This is a genomic window from Nocardia sp. CDC159, from assembly GCF_023740735.1.
GTDB classification, from domain to species: Bacteria; Actinomycetota; Actinomycetes; order Mycobacteriales; family Mycobacteriaceae; genus Nocardia; species Nocardia pulmonis.
Genome location: NZ_JAMRXH010000003.1, coordinates 39709 through 58428 on the forward strand (window position 1 = coordinate 39709; position 18720 = coordinate 58428).

An 18720-nucleotide genomic window follows, 5' to 3' on the forward strand; every position below is an offset into this window, starting at 1 on the left:
GTCGCAGCCCAGCATGGCCCACCGCACGTCGCGCCACGCGGGCATCGCGGCGCCGGATGCGCACCGCCCCTACGCGCCAGGAACTCCGGAGGGCATGCGGTTATCGCTCAGGAGGCCCCGCAGACGCGGGGTGTCGCTCAGGAAGCCCCGGGGGACATGCGGGTATCGCTGTCGATCAGCGCGCGCCCGCCGCTGCCGATGATCACCCGCAGCGCCATCCGCTTGGTCCGGCCACCAGCGGTCACGCTGGACACCGACATGTCCACCGAGCCATCGGAATTGGCGCTGGCATTGCCGCGCGCACCCTCGATGGTGCTGTAGCGGGTCACCGGATTCTTGGTCCAGTAGTTGGCGAACTCGGCCTGGCTGCCGTACACCTGCTGCGCCGCCGGAGTCAGCATGGACCACGCGGCGCCGGTGTTCTGATCGACCAGGGCGCTGTAGAACTGGTCGATCATATCGGCCGCACCGCCGACATCGGCCTGGCCGTTGCTCTTGGTCTGTCCCAGCCCGGCCGCGGTCGGCGTGGTGCTGCTCCCGTTCGGCGTGCCGCTGGCCACCGGCGGATTGCCCTGTGTACCGGGTGAATTCGGCTCCCCACCGCTGAACATCGCCGCCAACGCGACGGCCACGACCACCAAGCCCACCGCGAACCCACCGACGAACAGCAGCGGCTTGCGGTTGCGCGCCGGGGGTTCCGGGGCGTACTCGGGATGCTGGACCGGATGCGAGCGGGTCGGGTGCGCACCCGGCGGGGCCGGGCGGACCGGGGGAAGCTCGGGCTCGGAAATCGGTGCGGCGGTTGCCATCATCTCCGCGGTGGAGATATCCGCCTGTGCCGCACGGCGATCCAGGGTGCGGACGGCCTGCTGGCGGCGCGGGGCCGCGCGGTGCGCGGTCGGGCGGCGGGTGGCGAGCATGTGGGTCGGCTCGGAATCCGCGCCGTAGTCGGCGAAATCGGCGAGCTGGTCGCGGACCTCGGGCATGCTCGGGCGATCCTCGGGATCGAAGCTCAGCAGATCCAGCAGCAGATCGGTCAGCGGCCCGGCATTGCGGGGCTGGCTGAGCTGGCCGTTGGCCGCGGCATACAGCAACGCCAGCGGGTTGGGGTTGGTGCCGTAGGGCGGCTCACCCTCGAGTGCGTGGAAAAGCGTTGCGCCCAAGGCGAAGACGTCGGCGGCCGGGGACGGCTCCGCGCCGCGCGCCACCTCGGGCGCGAGATAGGCGGCGGTGCCGGAGATGAGGCCCGTGGCGGTCAGCGTCACATCGCCCTTGGCCTTGGAGATGCCGAAGTCGGTGATCTTGACCGTACCGTTCTCGCCGAGCAGCACGTTGCCCGGCTTGACGTCGCGGTGCACGATGCCCGCCCGATGCGCGGCCACCAGCGCCGAGGCCACCTGCTCACCGATGCGGGCGACCTGCGGCAGCGGCAGCGTGCCCTGCGAGGACAGCACCACCGCGAGGCTCTGCGAGGGCAGGTACTCCATGATCAGGCACGGATCGCCCTCGTGGTCGGTGATGTCGAAGACCACGATGGCATTGGGGTGCTGGAAGCGGGCGGCGTTGCGGGCCTCGCGCGAGGCGCGCTGCCGCACGATCTCCTTCTCACCCGGGGGCAGGCTGGGCTGGGTGAGGATCTGCTTGATCGCCACCGATCGTTCGAGTCGCTCGTCGACGGCACGCCAAACGACGCCTGTGCCGCCGCTACCAATCCGTTCGACCAGGCGGTAATGCCCTGCGATCACTTGGCCGGTTTCGATGGCACTACTCCGAGTTTCTCCGCGATCCGTGACTTACCGAGGTGCGGTTGCCCGCGTGTTCCCCGCACGAGTGTAGCTGGCTCGACCGGCTGCTCCGCCGCCGGAGTGAGATCTGAGCGAAATATGTCCGACACCTGTGCGATGAAGGCGAGATCACTGTGTGATCCCCGGGAGACTTTTCGTGATCAACATCACTTCTCCGCTCGCAAGAACCGCCCCGCCGCGTCCACGGCCGGGCCGGAGCTGCCCGCGTCGGAGACGAAGACGGCAAGCGCCAGATCGCCGTTGATGCCGACGAACCAACCGTGCGCATGCTTGTCGTCGATGTACTCGGCCGTGCCGGTCTTGCCCAACATGCCGGGAATGTCGCGCAGCTGGGTGGCGGTGCCGCTCGTAATCGTCTCGCGCATCATGGATTTCACCTGGTCGGCGATGGCGGGCGGGAGCGGCTCCGGATTACGGTCGGGCACACCGGGTTTGCCGTTCACGATCGCCGGGGCGGGCACCGAGCCGCGCGCGAGCGCCGCCGCGACCAGAGCCATCCCGAACGGCGAGGCCGTCACCTTCCCTTGACCGATTCCCTCCTCCACGCGCAGCGCCGGAGTGTCGGCCACGGGCACCTTGCCGGTGACGGTCGTCATGCCGGGCGCGGTGTAATCGATGCCCAGCCCCAGCTGCGCGGCGGCCGCGGTGAGCCCCTCCGGCGGCAGATTCACCGCCAGCCTGCCCATCGTGGTGTTGCAGGACCGGGCGAAGGCCGTATGCAGGGGCACCCGGCCCAGGTCGAAGTTGTTGTCGTTGGGGATCTGCCGCCCCTCGATATTCTCGGTGCCGGGGCAGCCGACCACGCTGTCCGGGGTGACCTGACCGGCCTGCAGGGCCGCGGACACGGTGACGGTCTTGAAGGTCGAGCCCGGCGGGTACAGGCCGGTGAGCGCGATCGGTCCCTGCGCGTCGGCGGGCCCATTCTGAGCCAGCGCCAGCAGATTTCCCGTGGAGGGCTGAATGACCACCATGGCCGCGGGCGTCGGGATCGGGGCCAGCGCGGCCGTGGCCGCCCGCAGCATGCCCATATCGAGTGTGCTGGCGATGTCGGCGACGGGTTTGGCGTCCTGGCCGCCGACGCGCTGGGTTCCGTTCGCCGTCTGCGCCCGCACCGCCCAGCCCGCCGCGTCGTCGGCCTCGCGCTGCCACAGTTCCGACAGCCCGGACAGCGTCGGCGAGGCCAGATCCTTGTCGGTGACCAGCAGCCGGTTCTGCGGGGCCAGGGTGACATTCGGCAGCGCCGAGAGTCGGTCGGCGATCGGGGCCAGGTCGGCGTCGCGCAGCGTGATCGCGGTGACGGGTTTGCCCTGGGCGCTGGACAATTCGGATTGCAGACCGGCGGCGGTGATGCTCGGATCGATCGGATTCAGCAGCGCCGCAATCGCGTTCAGATCCGCTCCCGGGGCGATATTGACCAGCGTGGCGACCTGCTGGGTGAGCAGTTCGGCGCCCGTGCGGTCGAGCACCCGCGCGGCCGGGCTCGGATGGACGGCGCTGTAGGCGAGCGGACCCGAGTCCAGTCCGGGCGCGACGGTCGCGGGATTCCAGTGGATCTTCCAGGTGTCACCGGAGCGGGCGGCGGTGCCGGTGGTGGTGTAGGCCCACTCGTTGCGGCCGTCCTTGCCGAGCTTCCAGGTGGTCTTCAGCGTGAAGGTGGCGTCGTCGGCCTTCTTGTCGACGCTGCCGACCTCCACGCGCACATCCTTGCCGAGGCTGTCGAACAGCTTGCCCAGGGTGCCGGTGGCCTGCGCGGGATCGCTGGTGACCGCGGCCGCGGCGGCCGGATCCTCGCGGCCCAGCGCGTCGGCGAAGGTGTGCAGGGTGCTGTTCAACCGGTCGGTCGCTTTATCACCGGAACAGGCGGCCAGGGCTAGGGCCGGGGTGGCGAACAGGGCGAACAACCTCGTACTCGTGCGCACCCGCCCGACCCTACCGGCACCCGGAGCTACCGCCTGGAAACGTACGTTTTGTCCCGTGTCATCGAATCCACCAGCCCGTCGCCAGGCGTTCGGCATCGGCCTCGGCCGGTTCGATGTCGAACACCTCGGCCAGGACCTTGGGTAGCTCGCTCGGTGCCAGTTCCCGCGAATGCCCGGTGCCGTCGGGATATTCGGTGGTCAGCGTGATCCCGTCGAGGATGTGGTGGACATCCGGCAGGAAGCGCTGAGCGTAGGGACGGGTGACGAACGGCGAACGCGGCGAGGTGGACACGAAGTGGTTGCCGACCGCGTAATCGATGCGGTACTGCGGATTCAGCGTGAAGCTGTGCCGGTCGATCCAGCCGTCGCGGGCGAAGTGGTGCAGGGTCCACAGCTGTTCGCCCAGCTCGCCGTGCCCGCGTTCGAGCCGGAAGCGCCATTCGCCCGCGGTGACCTCGCCCGCCCGCGGATTCAACTCCAGCGGGGCCAGCGGTCCCGCGCCGAAACCAACGTCGCACAGCCAGATTCGCTCGTCGTCGGCGGCGGTCACTCGCAGCACGGCATGCGTGGCCGGACGCAGCGAACCGGCCGCGCCCATACTCACCCGGGCGTGCAATCCGGTGACGCCGAACCCGAGCCGCTCCAGCGCCGCGGCGAACAGGCCGACATGTTCGTAGCAGTAGCCGCCGCGGCGCCGCCGAAGAATCTTGTCCTGCAACGATTCCAGGTCCAGCGGAACGGGGCGGGCGAAGACCGCCTCGAGGTTCTCGAACGGAATCGTGGTGGTGTGGGCGTACTGCAGGGCGCGCAGGGTCGCCAGGCTCGCGGTGCGCTCGCCGTCGAACCCGATGCGGGTCAAATAGGCGTCGAGGTCCAGGGCGTCGCCGTCCCAGTGGTAGGTCGAGTCCGCGGGCTTGTTCATGGCTCCTTCTTTCTCCGGTATCCGCTCGGGTCAACCATCGGCAACCCCAACATGTTCCGGGGCGGGAGGTAATCTTTCGCGCATGCGTTCGATTGATGTGGCCGAGCGGCGAGCCCGGGTGGCGGTGCGGCACCGGCTCGCCCCGACCCACCGCGCCGAGGACGCGACCGTGATCGCCGATGCGATGGTCGCCCTGCATGCCTCCGATCCCGCGACGGTATTCCTGTCGGTGGCCGCGCGCGGCATCGGGCTGGAACCGGCGCATGTGGAGAAGGCGCTGTACGAGGACCGGACACTGCTGCGCATGCTGGCCATGCGGCGGACCATGTTCGTGGTTCCGGTCGATCTGGTGCCCGCGCTGCAGGCGTCGGTGGCGAATGCGCTGGCCGACAAGCAGCGGCGCGCCTATGCCCGCTATCTCGCCGAGGTCGTCGACGGGGACGTCATGGCCTGGCTGGCCGAAGTCGAGGCGGAGACCCATCGCGAACTGCTCGCCCGGGGCAGCGCGACCGGGGCCCAGCTGAGCGCGGCGGTGCCGCGACTGCGGACCCGGATCGACACCGCGCCCGGCAAGCCGTACTCCAAGCCGACCAACATCACCACCTGGGTGCTGGTGACCCTGGGCTGCGAGGGCGGCATCGTGCGCGGGCGACCCAACGGCACGTGGGCCAGCAGCCAGTACACCTGGGCGCCGATCGAATCCTGGCTGCCCGCGGGGATTCCCACACTGCCGGTGGATCAGGCGCGTGCGGAGCTGGCGCGCCGCTGGCTGCGTACCTTCGGGCCCGCGCCGATCGCGGATTTCAAGTGGTGGACCGGGTGGTCACTGGGCGATGCGCGAAAGGCTCTGGCGCCCTTGGACATCGTCGAGGTGGATCTGGACGGCACGACCGGGTTGCTGCTGGCCGACGACCTCGATCCCGTGCCCGCGCCCGAGCCCTGGGCGGCGCTGCTGCCCGCGCTGGATCCCACGCCGATGGGGTGGCAGTCGCGGGAGTGGTTCCTCGGTGAGCACGGGCCCGCGCTGTTCGACAGCAATGGCAACATCGGCCCGACCGTCTGGTGGGACGGTCGGATCGTTGGCGGGTGGGCGCAGCGCCGGGATGGCGAGATCGCTTGGCGGACTTTGGCGGACGTGGGGAGCGAGGCGGTCGCCGCGATCGAGGCCGAGGCGGAGCGGATGCGGGAGTGGTTCGGGGAGGTGCGGGCAATTCCTCGGTTTAGGACGCCGCTCGAGCGGGAACTGTCCTCCTGAACAGCCATTTGTGACTCAAATCACATCGATGTAATTCGGGTGGGGCGGATGTCGCGGACGGTGTGTGCCGAGATCGCCGGGCCAGGGTGTGGAGCGTGCGGGCGGGGCGCCGGGGGTCCGGTAGGCGGGCTGGTCATCGGTCTACCGCGTGGGCGGTCGTTCCACCGGCAAGCGGGTTGCCTCGGCATTGCCCTCGACGTGTCGAACGTGGCGGACTGAGGTGACCGTCTCGGTTGCGACCGATTTCCGCGCGTCGGCGGATGAGGGTTCTGTTAGCGTCGGCCCATTCCACAAGTTTTGTTTCGGGTTGGTAGGCGGCCGGCCCGAATGTTGTCCGCGTTGGGGGTAGTACCTTGTCCATTGCCCACCGCCCTGACTCCAGCCGTGCCCCGGAAGGATTGCGCGACAGCGCCTTTCGCGATGCCGCCGTCGGCGTCTGCGCCCTGGTCACCACCGCCGGGACGACCGGCGATCCGGATCGCCGGACGCGGATCGCCGATCGCCTCGGCAACGCCGACGTGCTGCACCACTTTCCGCAGGGTGAATTGCGAAATCTATTCGAGGACAACTGGCTCCGGCTGACCCTCGATCCGGCCTTCGGCCGCGCCTATGTGATGCAGCAGGTCGCCCGCGCGACCGACCGGCCGGTCCAGGCCCGCGCCGCCGTCCGGATCGGTCTGGAAATCGCTGGCGCGGATGGGGATGTCGACGGCCAGGGCGCGGACGCCCTGCGCGAATGCTGCCGGGTGCTGCGCCTGACCCCGGCCGAATTCGGGCTATAGATCCAGGCCGAGATCGAGGGCGCGCACCGAGTGAGTGAGGGCGCCCACGGCCAGATAGTCCACGCCGGTGCGGGCGTAGTCGGTGGCGACATCGAGCGTAAGCCCGCCGGAGGATTCCAGTTTCGTGCGCGGTGAGCGGGCGTCGCGGCGCTGCACCGCGGCCTGGGTGGCCCAGAGCGGAAAGTTGTCCAGCAGCACCAGTTCCACGTCCTCGGCCAGGACGGCATCCAACTGCTCGAGGCTGTCGACCTCCACCTCGCAGGCGATATCCGGCGCCATCTCCCGCACCGCCCGCAGCGCCGCCACCACCGATCCGGCCGCCGCGACGTGATTGTCCTTGATCAGCGCCGCATCCCCCAGCCCCATCCGGTGATTCACGCCCCCACCCACGCGCACCGCGTACTTCTGCAACGCCCGCAGCCCCGGCAGCGTCTTACGGCTGTCACGAATCTTGCAGCTGGTCCCCGAAACCGCATCCACCCACGCGGCAGTCGCCGTGGCGATCCCCGACAAATGCGTCACCAGATTCAACATCGTCCGCTCGGCCACCAACAGCCCCCGAGTAGGCGCCACCACCCCCAGCACCACATCCCCCGCCCGCACCCGAGCACCCTCCCCCACCCGCTCGATCACCTCATAGTTCCCCGCCCCGATCACCTCATCGAGCACCAACAACCCCACATCGATTCCGGCCACGGTTCCCTCCTCCCGCGACACCATCCCCGCCTTGACCACGGCCTCCTCCGAAACCGTAGCCAAGGTGGTCACATCGGGCCCATACCGCAAATCCTCATCCAACGCCGCCCGAATCACCCGAACAACATCATCCCGCCCAAGCCCCGAATCCAACGCCATACTCAACTCCTGCTCACTCCGAAACCAATGCCGTCATCCCCGCCACACATCGCTCCGCGCTGCGCCGCGGGGAACAGGGGCGGTCCGCCCCAGAGGAGGGACGGCCATTCCAACGATTGTGCGCGGCCGCAAAGAGAAGACCGTTCCATAGCGCTCAGTCGATCCCCGCCACACATCGCTCCGCGCTGCGCGGCGGGGAACAAGGGGTGGGGTCGCATACCGACCGAGCGACCTCTGCCTGCGGTCGTGCCCGACTTTGGTGGAGGCCACCTGCCGCTGATGCGGGCTACAGTCTCCACCTCGCCGGCCGCTGCTCCCCCAATTCCCGCAGCCTTCACCACTCGCACCCCCAAACACCCGCCGCAGCCCCGATCCCCGCAATCCTCGCCACACGCACTCCCCCAATACGAGCTGCGGCCCCAATTCTCGCAGGGGTCGGTGTTCTTATTTCCCCGCCGCGCAGCGCGGAGCGATGGGCGGCGGGGAGCGTGGGGGTTGGGTTCACGATGCTCTCGGGACGGGGAGGGCGGTGGGGTCGGTCAGGAGTTGGGGGCGGGCGTCGGGGCCCAGGCGGATGGGGAGGGGGTGGGTGAGGGTGGGGCGGGGGGTGGGGTGGTCCGAGCGGGTGTGGCAGCCTCGGGTTTCGGTGCGGGCGGTGGCGGCTAGGAGGAGGGTGCGGGCGGTTAGGGTCAGGGCCGCGTCTTCCAGGGCTGCGGTGGGGGTGGCGGGGGCGGGGGGCTCGGTGCGCAGGAGTTGGAGGAGGCGCAGGACTGCCGAGCGGAGGCCGTCGGCGTCGCGGACCACGGCGGCGTGGTCGGTCATCAAGGCCTGCAGGGCGTTTCGGTCGACTCGGGGGAAGGACAGGGGGGTGGCTTCGGTGACGCGGGCGCGGATGCCGGTGCGTTCGGCGGCGGCCGCGCCCGCTCGTTCGCCGACCACCAGGCCCTCGAGCAGGCTGTTGGAGGCCAGGCGGTTGGCGCCGTGCAGGCCCGTGCGGGCGACCTCCCCGGCGGCGTACAGGCCGGGGACCGTGGTGCGACCCGAGGTGTCGGTGACGACGCCGCCGCACTGGTAGTGCGCGGCGGGGGCCACGGGGATGAGGGCGGTCCGCGGGTCGATGCCCGCCGCCAGGCAGGAGGCCGTGATGGTCGGAAACCGCTGGGCGAAGTCGTCGATCGCGCGGGCGTCGAGGTACACATGGTCGGTTCCGGTGGCCCGCATGCGGGCCGCGATGGCCCGCGACACCACATCGCGGGGCGCGAGGTCACCGCGCGGATGCACCCCGGCGGTCACCGAATCGCCCTCGTGATCGACCAGAATCGCGCCCTCGCCGCGCACGGCCTCACTGATCAGCGGCCGCCGCCCCAGCCCGCCGGGGGTGAACAGCACGGTCGGATGGAACTGCACGAATTCCAGATCCGCCACGACCGCACCGGCCCGCAGCGCCAGCGCCACCCCGTCGGCGGTCGCACCGGCGGGATTGGTACTGCACGCGTACAGCTGCCCCAGCCCACCGGTGGCCAACAGCACGGCCGGGGTGTGCACGACACCGAAACCCCTGTCCGACAACGCGATCACACCCCGCACCCCCTCGGGCCCGGTCACGATGTCCACCGCCGCCGCGCCGAACAGCACCGGCAGCCCGGCGGCGTTGAGCGCCCGCTGCACCTCGGCCCCGGTCGCGTCCCCACCCGCGTGAATGATGCGCCGCGTGCTGTGCCCGCCCTCCCGGGTCCGCGAGATCTGCCCGTCCCGGCCGAGATCGAACACCGCCCCCAGATCGGTCAGCGCCGCCACCGCGGCCCCGCCGCCCTCGACGATCGACCGAACCGCCTCCGGATCGCACAGCCCCGCCCCGGCGACCACGGTGTCGCGCACATGCGACTCCACCGAATCTCCTTGCGGCGCAACGACGGCAATCCCACCCTGCGCGTACTGGGTGGCGGTGTCGGTCGGCCCGCCCTTGCTCAGCGTCAGCACCCGAAGCCCGCGCAGTGAGGCGGTGCGCGCCGCGGTCAGTCCCGCGACGCCACCGCCGATCACCACCAGATCGGCCTCGGCCTCCCAGCCGAGGCTGGTCATTCCCCGCCGCCGGGATTGCCGATGGCGATCATCCGCTGCACCGACTTACGGCCCGCCGCAGCGGTTTCCGGATCGACGTGCACCTCGTCGCGGCCCTCGACCAGGCAGCGCAGCAGCGCCGCGGGGGTGATCATCTTCATGTACTTGCACGAGGCGCGGTCGTTGACGGCCTGGAAGTCGATGCCCGGCGCGGCCTTGCGCAACTGGTGCAGCATGCCGATCTCGGTCGCGACCAGCACCTGATTCGACGTGGCGGCCTTGGCCGCGTCGATCATCCCGCCGGTGGACAGGATGTGCACCCGCTCGGCCGGGAACGCGCCCTCGCCCGCGAGATACAAAGCCGAGGTGGCGCAGCCGCACTCGGGGTGCACGAACAGCTCCGCGTCCGGATGGCTGCGGGCCTGCTCGGTCAACTCGTCGCCGTTGATCCCCGCGTGCACATGGCATTCCCCGGCCCAGATGTGCATATTCTCCCGCCCGGTGACCCGCTTGACGTGCGCGCCCAGGAACTGATCGGGCAGGAACAGCACCTCCCGATCCGGATCGATCGAGGCGACCACGTCCACCGCGTTCGACGAGGTGCAGCAGATGTCGGTGAGCGCCTTCACCGCGGCCGTGGTGTTCACGTACGACACCACCACGGCGTCGGGATGCTCGGCCTTCCACGCCCGCAGCTCCTCGGCGCTGATCGAGTCGGCCAGCGAGCACCCCGCGCGCTGGTCCGGGATCAGCACCGTCTTGTCCGGGCTGAGGATCTTGGCCGTCTCGGCCATGAAGTGCACACCGCAGAACACGATCGTGTCCTCGGACGCCTGCGCGGCGATCCGGGACAGCGCCAGCGAGTCGCCGACGTGATCGGCGACGTCCTGGATCTCGGGCAGCTGGTAGTTGTGCGCCAGAATCGTCGCATTGCGCTCGCGCGCCAACCGCTTGATCTCGCGCGCCCACTCCGGGGTCGCCTCGACTCCCGTGAACCCCGACGGACCATCCACTACGTGCCCGGCAAGCATCATCGTCGCCATGGCAGGCTCCTTCCTCATGCGTTCGGCGCCCGTGCCGTTCGCACACACCCAGTTTTCGACTTATAATCGAAAACGTGCCCCATAGTAGCACCATTCACGAATCGCTCACCGCCGTGTTCCAGGTTCGTCGCTTCCCGGACAACATCGCCGCAGGTCAGGGCGTCAGCGCCGCGGTCGACCCACTCGCTCGCCCGGCGCCCGGTTGGCATTCCGAACTAGCGGTGCTGCTGTGGGAGCGGGCGATGGAACCCCAGACCGGCACCTGGTCGCTACCGGGCGGTCGGTTGCGCGACGACGAGGATCTCGACGCCTCGGCGCGGCGCCAGCTCGCGGAGAAGGTGGACGTGCGCGAGCTGTGGCACCTCGAACAGCTGTCGGTCTTCAGCGATCCGCACCGCGTCCCCGGCCCGCGCCGCATCGCCTCGGCATACCTGGGCCTGGTCCCCCTGACCGCCGATCCCCGGCTGCCGACGGACACCCGCTGGCACCCGGTCTCCGCGCTGCCGCACATGTCCTTCGACCACGGCACGGTGGTCCGGTACGCCCGCGCCCGCCTGGCCGCCAAACTCTCCTACACCAATATCGCCTTCGCCCTCGCCCCCGCCCGCTTCACCATGTCGACTCTGCGCGAAATCTACTGCGCCGCACTGGGATACGAGGTCGACACCACCAACCTGCAACGAGTCCTGTCCCGCCGCAAGGTCATCACCCCCACCGGCGCCACCGCCGCTCCCGGTAGGGCCGGCGGCCGCCCCGCCGCCGTCTACCGCTTCACCGACGACGGCATCCGCGTGACCGACGAATTCGCCGCCCTGCGCCCGCCGAGCTGACCGCGCATAGTCGGTATTTCGCCCGATTTCAAGTCACAGCTACGCCACGGTAACCGAACGGTTTGCGACATCCGCCGGGAACTTCGCGACAACGCCTCCGGGATCCCCGGGGCTCTGGTATCGAGGATCCAGAGCTGGAAGCCGTTGTGCGACTGAGCGGCCCGAGTGGGAGGTACGCGGTGACCGAGGAGCTGTTCGACGTCGAATCGGGGCGGGAGGCGCTCAACCGAGTTCGGCATTGGCACGGGCTGCTGGACGGGGCCGGTGACGATGTCGCGGCGCAGGAGGAGATCGTCACGCAGAAGCTGGTGGCGGGCTCGGAGGCGGTCGCCTTCGGCATCGCCGAGGAGACCGTGCAGGCGGCGGGGGAATTCTCCGCGCGGCAGATGGACGAGGTTCGGGCGGGGGCCGCCGAGATTCGCGCCGACGACGAGGAGATCGCGCGCCACACCCGTGCGGCCGCGCCCGAGAACGAAGAGCGCCGCTAGCCGTCGCCGTCGAGCCGGTCGATGGTCGCGAGGGAGGGGCGGCGGGTGCGGCGCAGGTCGCGGGCGACGTCCTCGGCGGCGCGCAGCACGCGAACCGCATTGTGCCAGGTGAGTTTCGCGATATCCGGCTCGGACCAGCCGCGGCGCAGGAGTTCGGCGACGAGGTTGGGGTAGCCGGAGACATCGTCGAGGCCGCGGGTGACGAAGGGGGTGCCGTCGAAATCGCCGCCGATGCCGAGGTGGTCGATACCGGCGAGTTCGCGCATGTGATCGAGATGGTCGGCGATGGTGGCGACCGTGGGTTCGGGACGGGGGTGGGTGGCCTCGTGGGCACGGCGGCATTCCAGGCCCGCGGGGGTGGAGTCGAAGGGGTCGAAGCCGTGCGCGCGCATATGCTCATCGGCCGCGGCCGTCCAGGAGATGGCCTCGGGCAGTACGAATTTCGGTACGAACGTCACCATGGCCACACCTCCGTTGGTGGGCAGCGAGGTCAGGACGTCGTCGGGGATGTTGCGCGGATGGTCGCAGACGGCCCGCGCGGAGGAATGCGAAAAGATCACCGGCGCTTCGGAAACGGCGATCGCCGCACGCATGGTGTCGGGCGAGACGTGCGACAGGTCGACCAGCATGCCCAGTCGATTCATCTCCCGCACCACCTCCCTGCCGAATGCCGTCAGCCCACCGGCCTTGGGTTCGTCGGTCGCCGAATCCGCCCACGGCACATTGTCGTTGTGGGTCAGCGTCAGATAGCGCACCCCCAGCTCGTACAGTGCGCGCAGCGTCGCCATCGAACAGTCGATGCTGTGCCCGCCCTCCGCGCCGAGCAGCGAGGCGATGCGCCCGTCCGCGCGGGCGGCCTCCATATCGGCGGCGGAAAGGGCCAGGCGCAGCCGGTCGGGATAGCGATCGACCAGCATGCGCACGAAGTCGATCTGCTCGAGCGTCGCGCTGACCGCATGATCCCCGGCCAGGCTCGCGGGCACGAACACCGACCAGAACTGCGCACCGACCCCACCGGCCCGCAATCGCGCCAGATCGGTGTGCAGTCGGTCGCTTTGGTCGGCCGCCAGGTCGACGGCGTCCAGGTCGTAGCGGGACAGGGTTCGCATCGCCCATGGCAGGTCGTTGTGGCCGTCCACCACCGGGGCGGTCCGCAGCAGAGCACGGGCACGCTCGATCAACTCGGGTGTCATCCTTCCGTTCTATACCTTCGCCCGCCCGGCGCGGAGATCAACGACACGCCCGAGCGCACCACACCCCGAGAACTCCAGCGCGCGAATCGATTCCGTGCCGCGGCGCGGGACGTCTCGCGCATACTCGGGGGATGACAGCGGCAAAGGCGTATCTCGAGGGGGGACCCGCGGCGCTGCCGGAGCGGATCGTCCCCATCACGCACCCGGGTATCGAGGTGAAGATCCAGTACCGCGGCGGCTATGAGCACTTCACGGCCACTCCGCGGCATGCGGACACCGAGGAGGGGCGGCTGCCGGTATTCCAGTGGTCCTATCGGACCGCGATCGCGGAGTAGCCGGTCAGAACTGCTCGCGCTTGCGGTGCTTGACCGCGCGCCGGTAGGTCCGCTTGCTCGGAACAGGCTGGGCCGCAGCGGACCTGCGCAGCTCGTGGCGGCGGCGCCAGGCCGTGAGGTCGGCGCGCTCGGGTTGCGCCGTCTCCCGGGTGGGCCGCTGTCGCGTCTCGGTCATCGCCGAACCTCCTTTCGTCGTTCGTTCGCCACGGTATCCGCGAGGCGGTCGGCGCCGCCACCGAATTCACTCGGTGATGGTGGTCTTCGGCTTCGGCGGCGGCCCGCACACATCCGTGGCGATCCGCGCGCCCAGCCAGAACGCCGACTCCACCAGCCAGAACAGCAGCAGCCACAGCTGCACCACCGCCACCGGCACCGCCAGGAACAGCACCGACAGCGCCAGCACCAGCAGAAATCGCGCCACGTCCAGCGGTGGCGCACCCGCCAGCCGGGACGCCGCCCGCACCCCGGTCCACATCATCCAGCGCTGCGGCAGCGACACACCCGCCTCGCGCAGTACCCGCCGGAACAAACCATCGGCGTCCCGCAGGCTCACCACGCCCGACTGGCACAGATAGTCGTGCAGGATCGCCGCGCGGGTGTAGGCGCCGTAGCGGGGTATCAACCACACCAGCACCCGCGGCACCGAGGCGAAGTCGGTGAGGAAGCCCGCCGGAATCACGAACCGCTGCTGCCTGCCCTGATAGACGATCGGCTCACGCACGCGCCAGCACACGGCGTCGATCTCCTCGACCACCGGCCCGGCCCCGACAAAGCCCACCGTCACACCCCCAAACCTGTTGTGACCTCAGGTTACGTTCCGGGTGAACACAATTCGGGATACGTTCGGACAAGATCCACGAGCGGATGAGGAGGATTTGTGGCCGAGGACATCTCACGGGCGCATTACGTCTTGCTGACCACCTATCGGCGGGATGGCACGCCCGTGGGGACGCCGGTGTGGGCCGTCGAGGATTCGGGGCGGCTGCTGCTGTGGACCGAGACCGACTCGTTCAAGGTGCGGCGGATTCGGCGGGATCCGACGGTGAGTGTGCGGCCCTGTACGTTTCGGGGTGTGGTTTACGGGCAGGCGCGGCGGGGGCGCGCCGAACTGCTCGACCGAGCCGGTACCGATCGGGTGCGGAAGATGTTGGCGCGCAAGTACGGGATATGGGGGCGGCTGGCCGTGCGCTGGCCGTGGCCGTCGTACTTTCGGCCGTCCAGGCGGCTGATCCGCGACGTCGTGACCGGCAATCGGCCCGCAACCGTCGGGATCGCGATCAGCTTCGATCCGATGTAGGTCGGGGTGCGCCCCGGAAACGCAAGGGGAACAGGCGGATTCGGTAGGCGGGGGCTGCGCGAACAGCCGGAATACGGGGGCGGAAATGTTGCGATCGACGCGCACGAGGCGCAGGCGGGTGTCCTAGCTTTCGTTCTGTGTGGAAATGTCTTGTTTGTCTGTTCGTCGCGTTGACGGCGATCATCGCCCCCGCACCCGCTCGGGCCGCGGAGGCGTCGGTCGAGGTGCGCGGCACGGTCTTCCTCGACGGCAACGGCAACGGGGTGCGTGATGTCGGCGAGATCGGGCTGCCGAACATCTCGGTCACCGACGGGGCGGTCTGGGCGACGACCGGGATGGACGGCGGCTATCGGCTGGAAGTAGATCCGGGACGCCGGGAGACCGACCTGGTCCAGGTCGTATCCCCCGACGGGTATACGCCGGTGCTGCGCGAGGATTCGGTGCCGCGCTTCTTCCGCGCCCTGAAGGAAGGGGAGGCCCGGCAGGACGGGGTGGACTTCGCCCTGGTCCCGGACAAACACGCCGCCGATCCGCGCGAGACGTGGCTCATGCTCTCCGACAGCGAGACCGACAATCGCAGCGACGACTCCGCCGCGAACACCCTCGCCCAGTGGACCGGGCAGGTCGAGGCCATGGCGCGCAACCGGCAGGCCACCGTGGCCATCGCGACCGGTGACCTCACCGTCACCGACTACACCGCGGCCGAACGCCGCCAGGGCAGCTACGACATTCTGCGCACCGGACTGACCAAGGGCCGCTTCGGCCGTCCGTTCTATCCGGTGATGGGCAATCACGACGCCGGTGGCACCGGGAGTACGCAGGGTTACGCCGCGAGTATGGAGATCTATCGCCGCAATCTGGGGCCGGAGTGGTACAGCTTCGATCGCAACGGCCGTCATATCGTGGTGCTGGAGAACAACTACGACACCGCCGGCCTCGCTCCCCAATTGCGATGGCTGCGTGAGGATCTGCGCCGCCATGCCGCCAAGCGGCAGGTGCTCGTCTTCGCACACCGCTCGCTGTTCACCAAATGGGGTCCGGGACAGGCGATCGCGCCCATCGTCGACGAGCTGGCGAACTACGACGTGCGGATGTTCGCCGCCGGGCACAATCAGCAGAGCGAGTTCCGCCGTGGCGTCTTCCCGCGCTCGGTGGAGGTCAACAATATGGGTGTCACCTATGGAATCGACGGTGCGCGACCGGGTTACAAACTGCTGGACTTCGCCGCCATCACCGACGAGCGGGTGACACCGGCCAACGAGGACACCGGTTACATCACCGGTACGCATCGGCAGTTCTTCGTGCGCGACCGGGCGGCTTTGGTGAGTCCCGCCCCCGACAGCGTCCATCGCGGCGACGCCGCGATTCCGGTGGATCTCTACCTCGAGGACGCCGGCCGCACACCCGGCAGCGCCCGGGTCCGGGTGCGCGACGAGCGCGGCGGCGAGGTGTGGAGCGCGGAGCTGCGATTCGGCGTCACCAAGGCCCAGCTCGGCAGGGTGAACTGCTACACCCCGCCCGGCGGCACCGCCGAACCGTGCCCGGCCCCGCGGGCCAATTGGGCGACCGCGCACGACACCATCCCCACCCTGCGGCCCGGTTCGTATCGCGTCGAGGTATCGGCGATCGGCGAGAAATGGCCCGATATGAAGGGCGATTTCCGTGTGGTGCAGCAGAATTCGGCACCGGCCCGGGGCGCGGACTGGCCCCGGCAGGGCGGCGGCGAAGCGGGTAGTTCCAGCGCCGCCTCGGATCCCGGCGACACCCTCGATCAGCGATGGTCGGCCAACACCGGCGAGCACTTCCACCTCAACGGTGCTGCGGTGGCCGGTGACGCCGTGATCGTGGCCTCCCAGGCCTTCGCCTCCCCGTACAACCAGGTGCTGGCCTACCACCGCGAGACCGGCCGCGAGCTGTGGCGCACCTATCTGGACGGCGACGCGGAATCGTTCCCGACCGTGCACGGTGGCCGGGTGTATCTGACCACCGGTGTCGGGCGGGTGTACGCGCTCGCCGCGGATACCGGTGCGGTGGTGTGGGAGACGATCGATGACGAGCACCGCACCGGACAGACCGTGCGCCGCTACGGCCGAATGGGCGGCCCGGTCAGCGTATTCGACCTTCCGGCGCAGCGTCGGGCGGTGGCGGTCTACCAGCAGTACGACCGGATCGTCTGCCGCGATGCCGCGAACGGCAAGCAGCTGGGCGGCGGTTTCGCCGCGCCCGCCGGATGGGGTGAATTCCACGGCACGGCCGTGCGCGCGGCGGATTCGACTACGGCGTACCTGCATTCGGGATCGAGTCAGACGCTCATCGCCATGGATCTGACCACCTGCACCAGGCGATTCTCCGTCGACACCAAGGGCGGGCTGTTCAGCCACTCCTCCCCCGCGCTCACCGAGGGGGCGCGGCAACTGGTCACCATGACCGCGGGTGGTGTGACGGGCCACGACCCGCGCGACGGCCGCACCCTCTGGCACGCCGACATCCCCGGCAGCGCATGCGAACCCGGCCCGCCCCCGATCACCGCTCCCGCGGTCCGCGGGCAGCAGGTCTACGTCGCATCGATCGACGGTAGGGTCCGCGCGTTCGACACCGCCGCGAGCGATCCGGCGAAACCGCTGTGGGAGACCGCGGTCGGCTACCTACCGGGCACCGGCCCGCTCGACGATCCCGCCCGAGTCGCGGCGGGCTGCACGGCCGCACCGAACGCCCCTGCCATGCACGCCCTGGCCACCGAGACCGTGATCTACGCCGCCACCTGGGACGGCCGCGTGGTCGCCCTGGACCGCAAGACCGGAAAGCTGTTGCGCCAGTACGACCTCGGCGGCGCGGTGACCTCGGCGATGTCGGTGAGCGGAGATTGGCTCTACGCCCTCACCACCGACGGCACCGTACACGCCCTGGCGCGCCGGGCCGGGTGATCGATCGGCACGGGGGGCTTGCGTGACGACGCCCGTCCGCAAGCGCCTCGTGCGCCCGCAGAGGACGGTGGCCCGGGGCCGCATCTGGCCCAGGACGGTCAGCGGAAGTCGGCGTCCTGGAAGGGGCCGGTGCGGCCGACGGTCGGCGCGGAGCCGTGCGGGATCGGGGCGCCGTAGGGGCCGTAGGTCACGTCGGAGGCGTATGGCCTTGCCCCGCCCGGGGTTTCGGGGGCAGCGCGGCCGGTGCCCAGGTCCTCGGCGGTGGACAGGGCCGACAGGATCAGCACCACCAGCGAGGCCACCAGCGGCTGGACCAGCAGCGCCGTCCAACCGTCGACGGTCGGGGCGAATTCGACGATGGTGTGCACGGCCGGTTTCGCCGGGCGGGTGTGCAGCGCGCCCGCGAGCAGTTCGCCGCACAGCGACATCAGCCATGCCCCGACCAGCGACCCGAACAGCAACGCGCCCTGCAGGAGTGGCCCGCGGAAACGCCGCAGCCGCCACATCGCCGCCGCCGAGACCAGGCCGACCACCACGCCGATGCAGACGAAGATGGCGAGTGCGTCGAATCGGTGCGCACTCTCTCCCGTCAGCGCCGCGCCGCGGCCGGGCTCGACCACCACCACCCGCTCGGTCGGCGCGAGCAGGGCCCACACCACCCCGCCGAGCGCGCTCACCACCAGCACGGCCAGGGCGAACCAGCACGCGGCACGCACTTCGGCGCGCGGCGCGCGGATCGGTTCGGCGGTGGAAAGGTGTGCCATCAGCGATGTTCCAGGCTCGTGGAATCGATGATTCCGTGCCGGGAGCATTTCGCCCACCAGCCGTCTGGACTGATCTGCACGATCATCCGCCGCCCGCACTGGGCGCAGAACCGCGGCGGCTCGAGCCCCAGCGCGGCCGCCTGCGGCAGGGCATCGGCGCGCCCGGCCACCACCGGCTCCCCGGTGAACGGGTTGTAGCGCTGTTGAATGTCCACGACCACCTCGATGCAGTACTCGTCCCCGGCGT

General features: G+C 69.9%; 18 protein-coding genes. 7 read left to right on the forward strand and 11 right to left on the reverse strand.

Features of this window, described 5'->3' with window-relative positions:
* Positions 1-137 precede the first annotated feature (137 nt).
* The 3 genes from NDR87_RS07135 to NDR87_RS07145 form a co-directional block, all read right to left on the reverse strand.
* The gene (locus NDR87_RS07135; RefSeq protein ID WP_251910287.1) at positions 138-1745 is read right to left on the reverse strand and encodes a serine/threonine-protein kinase; all 1608 of its coding nucleotides are present in this window, start codon (positions 1743-1745) and stop codon (positions 138-140) included.
* A gap of 206 nt (positions 1746-1951) precedes the next feature.
* Positions 1952-3724, reverse strand: coding sequence for a penicillin-binding transpeptidase domain-containing protein (locus NDR87_RS07140; protein WP_372494104.1), 1773 nt, complete (start codon positions 3722-3724; stop codon positions 1952-1954).
* Positions 3725-3782: 58 nt separating this feature from the next.
* Positions 3783-4646: an arylamine N-acetyltransferase gene (locus tag NDR87_RS07145; protein ID WP_251910289.1), complete on the reverse strand. Its 864-nt coding sequence runs from the start codon at positions 4644-4646 to the stop codon at positions 3783-3785.
* Between the two features lie 82 nt (positions 4647-4728).
* On the opposite strand from NDR87_RS07145, the gene NDR87_RS07150 reads away from it, so the two are divergent.
* Positions 4729-5901, forward strand: a complete 1173-nt coding sequence (locus NDR87_RS07150) for a winged helix DNA-binding domain-containing protein (protein ID WP_251910291.1) — start codon at positions 4729-4731, stop codon at positions 5899-5901.
* A 353-nt stretch (positions 5902-6254) separates the two neighbouring features.
* A complete protein-coding gene (locus NDR87_RS07155; RefSeq protein ID WP_251910293.1) occupies positions 6255-6683 on the forward strand; it encodes a TerB family tellurite resistance protein in 429 nt (142 codons plus the stop codon).
* Here NDR87_RS07155 and nadC read toward each other — a convergent pair.
* From nadC to nadA, 3 genes are all read right to left on the reverse strand, one after another.
* A complete protein-coding gene (gene nadC / locus NDR87_RS07160) occupies positions 6678-7538 on the reverse strand; it encodes a carboxylating nicotinate-nucleotide diphosphorylase (protein ID WP_251910294.1) in 861 nt (286 codons plus the stop codon). The genes NDR87_RS07155 and nadC overlap by 6 nt on opposite strands.
* A gap of 501 nt (positions 7539-8039) precedes the next feature.
* Positions 8040-9620: an L-aspartate oxidase gene (locus NDR87_RS07165; RefSeq protein WP_251910295.1), complete on the reverse strand. Its 1581-nt coding sequence runs from the start codon at positions 9618-9620 to the stop codon at positions 8040-8042.
* The gene (nadA, locus tag NDR87_RS07170; protein WP_251910296.1) at positions 9617-10642 is read right to left on the reverse strand and encodes a quinolinate synthase NadA; all 1026 of its coding nucleotides are present in this window, start codon (positions 10640-10642) and stop codon (positions 9617-9619) included. The genes NDR87_RS07165 and nadA overlap by 4 nt, the downstream gene beginning before the upstream one ends.
* 74 nt (positions 10643-10716) lie before the next feature.
* Between nadA and NDR87_RS07175 the strand changes: the two genes are divergently transcribed.
* The gene (locus NDR87_RS07175) at positions 10717-11472 is read left to right on the forward strand and encodes an NUDIX domain-containing protein (RefSeq protein WP_308212059.1); all 756 of its coding nucleotides are present in this window, start codon (positions 10717-10719) and stop codon (positions 11470-11472) included.
* A gap of 179 nt (positions 11473-11651) precedes the next feature.
* The gene (locus NDR87_RS07180) at positions 11652-11960 is read left to right on the forward strand and encodes a hypothetical protein (protein ID WP_251910297.1); all 309 of its coding nucleotides are present in this window, start codon (positions 11652-11654) and stop codon (positions 11958-11960) included.
* On the opposite strand, the gene NDR87_RS07185 is transcribed toward NDR87_RS07180, so the two are convergent.
* The gene (locus tag NDR87_RS07185) at positions 11957-13153 is read right to left on the reverse strand and encodes a dipeptidase (RefSeq protein ID WP_251910298.1); all 1197 of its coding nucleotides are present in this window, start codon (positions 13151-13153) and stop codon (positions 11957-11959) included. The two genes, NDR87_RS07180 and NDR87_RS07185, sit on opposite strands and share 4 nt — an antisense overlap.
* A 131-nt stretch (positions 13154-13284) precedes the next feature.
* On the opposite strand from NDR87_RS07185, the gene NDR87_RS07190 reads away from it, so the two are divergent.
* Positions 13285-13488, forward strand: a complete 204-nt coding sequence (locus tag NDR87_RS07190) for a DUF5988 family protein (protein ID WP_251910299.1) — start codon at positions 13285-13287, stop codon at positions 13486-13488.
* A gap of 4 nt (positions 13489-13492) precedes the next feature.
* Here the strand turns inward: NDR87_RS07190 and NDR87_RS07195 are convergent, their stop codons facing one another.
* Complete coding sequence (locus tag NDR87_RS07195; protein WP_251910300.1) at positions 13493-13663, reverse strand: hypothetical protein; 171 nt, start codon at positions 13661-13663, stop codon at positions 13493-13495.
* Positions 13664-13729: 66 nt separating this feature from the next.
* A complete protein-coding gene (locus NDR87_RS07200) occupies positions 13730-14272 on the reverse strand; it encodes a DUF1353 domain-containing protein (protein ID WP_251910301.1) in 543 nt (180 codons plus the stop codon).
* A gap of 93 nt (positions 14273-14365) precedes the next feature.
* Between NDR87_RS07200 and NDR87_RS07205 the strand changes: the two genes are divergently transcribed.
* On the forward strand, positions 14366-14785 hold the full coding sequence (locus NDR87_RS07205) for a PPOX class F420-dependent oxidoreductase (protein ID WP_251910302.1): 420 nt from the start codon (positions 14366-14368) through the stop codon (positions 14783-14785).
* Positions 14786-14955: 170 nt separating this feature from the next.
* Positions 14956-17709 carry a PQQ-binding-like beta-propeller repeat protein gene (locus tag NDR87_RS07210; RefSeq protein ID WP_251910303.1) on the forward strand — a complete coding sequence of 918 codons (2754 nt, stop codon included), beginning with the start codon at positions 14956-14958 and terminating at the stop codon, positions 17707-17709.
* Positions 17710-17807: 98 nt separating this feature from the next.
* On the opposite strand, the gene NDR87_RS07215 is transcribed toward NDR87_RS07210, so the two are convergent.
* The gene (locus NDR87_RS07215; protein WP_251910304.1) at positions 17808-18473 is read right to left on the reverse strand and encodes a DUF2567 domain-containing protein; all 666 of its coding nucleotides are present in this window, start codon (positions 18471-18473) and stop codon (positions 17808-17810) included.
* The gene (locus tag NDR87_RS07220) at positions 18473-18682 is read right to left on the reverse strand and encodes a hypothetical protein (protein WP_372494120.1); all 210 of its coding nucleotides are present in this window, start codon (positions 18680-18682) and stop codon (positions 18473-18475) included. The genes NDR87_RS07215 and NDR87_RS07220 overlap by 1 nt, the downstream gene beginning before the upstream one ends.
* Positions 18683-18720: the final 38 nt, after the last annotated feature.